Here is a 2,099-nt window from a genome sequence, read left to right as displayed (position 1 = left end):
GCAAACGAAAGGGCAGTTAATGAAAAGTCTCCATACTGCTTTTTCGTTTGCACCACCTTCGATTCTTTCCTTAACGATTTACAGTTGCTCGTTCTTTTTGAGCCATAGGCTGTACCTCCTTATGCAGGAGTGTACAAAAGTGTGATACCATACTGTCTGTTTGTTCTTTCTTTTTCACAGTTTGAAACTCCTGCTTTTTAAATTGATTTGTTTGATTGAAAAGCATGAATTTCTGAAATGTGAATTTAGAAAATATAGATGGCAGGATGCCAAGAATGTTAAGAAATATGCTTTGAAATTATATTAACATATAGCTCTCATTATTTCAATACATTTTAAAAGCATAATTAAAGTCAACATAAATAATAAGAAACTATTTATGTTTCTCCCACTGGAAAGAAAAAACTTTCGCTTAAGTGCCTTTCGGGGAATTCGTTTATTTGCACATGTACTAATATTCTTTGTCAGAAAGCATTTTAGCAAAACACCTGGCGTTTCCATTTCGCCTGATTCATGTTATACTTAACTACCAGAAACACCAACGAAGAAAGGACTGTTTACTTTGAAACAAATTGATTTTGAAAACGGAAAAATCACCGACAATATCTTAAAAGCGGCTCTGCCCATGCTGATCGCTCAGATTCTGAGTCTGCTTTATAATATCGTGGATCGCATCTATATTGCACGTATCCCGGATATCGGCACAACGGCTCTTGGAGCGGTCGGACTCTGTTTTCCGATCATTGTGATCATCACTGCTTTCAGCAACCTGTTCGGAAGCGGCGGTGCACCGCTCTTTTCGATCGAGCGTGGAAAGGGTGATCACGAAAATGCCTGTCAGATCATGCATACTTCATTTTCCATGCTGACGCTCTGCTCAATCCTTCTGATGCTGACCGGTCTGATCTTTGCAAAACCCATTCTCACGCTGTTTGGTGCTGACCGTGAGAATTTTGGCTATGCCTGTCCTTATCTGATGATCTATCTGCTCGGAACGTTTCCGTCCATGGTCGCGACCGGCATGAATCCTTTTATCAACGCCCAGGGATATGCGACCACCGGTATGATCTCGGTGGTGATCGGTGCTGTTGCCAACCTGATCCTTGATCCGATCTTTATTTTTGCGTTCGGCATGGGAATCCGGGGTGCTGCAATCGCAACCGTCATCTCACAGATTTTGTCGGCTGCTTTCGTACTTCATTTTCTGCTTTGCAAGGCAGAATACAAGGTTCGTCTGCTGCACAGAGAAGAAATCCGTGCCTCTTCAAAATATGCGAAAAATATCATCAGCCTCGGAACTGCCGGATTTATCATGCAGCTGACGAACAGCCTGGTAACAATCTGCTGCAATCACGTACTTTCTGTCACCGGCGGAACGCTCTATATTTCTGTCATGACAATCATCTCCAGCGTGCGTCAGTTGGTTGAGACACCAATCTATGCAATCACGGAAGGTTCTTCTCCTGTTATCAGCTACAATTATGGTGCTCATCGTTACAAACGTGTAAAACAGGCAGCTGTTACCATGGGAATCATGGCACTCATTTATACACTGCTGGCATGGCTTGCGATCATTCTTGCACCGGAATTTCTGATCAGCATTTTCAGTTCTGATAAGAGTCTGCTGGCAGATGCCGTCCCTGCCATGAAACTGTATTTCGGAGCATTTATTTTCATGCTTCTGCAATACATCGGACAGACTATATTTAAATCCTTAAACAAAAAGAAACAGGCGATCTTCTTCTCCCTGCTCCGTAAAGTAATCATCGTTATTCCTATGACTTATCTGCTCCCATATGCATTTCATATGGGAACAGACGGCGTATTCCTTGCAGAACCAATCTCAAATATTATCGGAGGCAGCCTGTGCTTTCTCGTTATGATAATAAGCATACGCAAAGAGTTACGTTGATAAATTAATATAATATATTTTTCAAAAAGAATGTTGCAATTCAAAGCTACATATGCTATACTGCAACAGAAAGAAGGCATTGTGAATTCGTCCATTACTCGTTCACAAATCAAGTAGGAGGCGGTGACTAACCGCCGTCCTCTCACACCACCGTGCGTACCGTTCGGTACACGGCGGTTTCAATAGT

At 42.2% G+C, this 2,099-nt stretch carries 1 protein-coding gene; it reads left to right on the top strand.

Going from position 1 to position 2,099, the window contains the following annotated elements:
• Window positions 1-562 precede the first annotated feature (562 nt).
• Window positions 563-1,912 carry an MATE family efflux transporter gene (locus tag GPK60_RS00785; RefSeq protein ID WP_215658669.1) on the top strand — a complete coding sequence of 450 codons (1,350 nt, stop codon included), beginning with the start codon at window positions 563-565 and terminating at the stop codon, window positions 1,910-1,912.
• Window positions 1,913-2,099 lie beyond the last annotated feature (187 nt).

Source organism: Ruminococcus sp. MCC718, from assembly GCF_018783905.1.
In the GTDB taxonomy this organism is placed as follows: Bacteria; Bacillota; Clostridia; order Lachnospirales; family Lachnospiraceae; genus Hominisplanchenecus; species Hominisplanchenecus faecis.
This window is presented reverse-complemented; position numbering and strand designations above follow the sequence as displayed.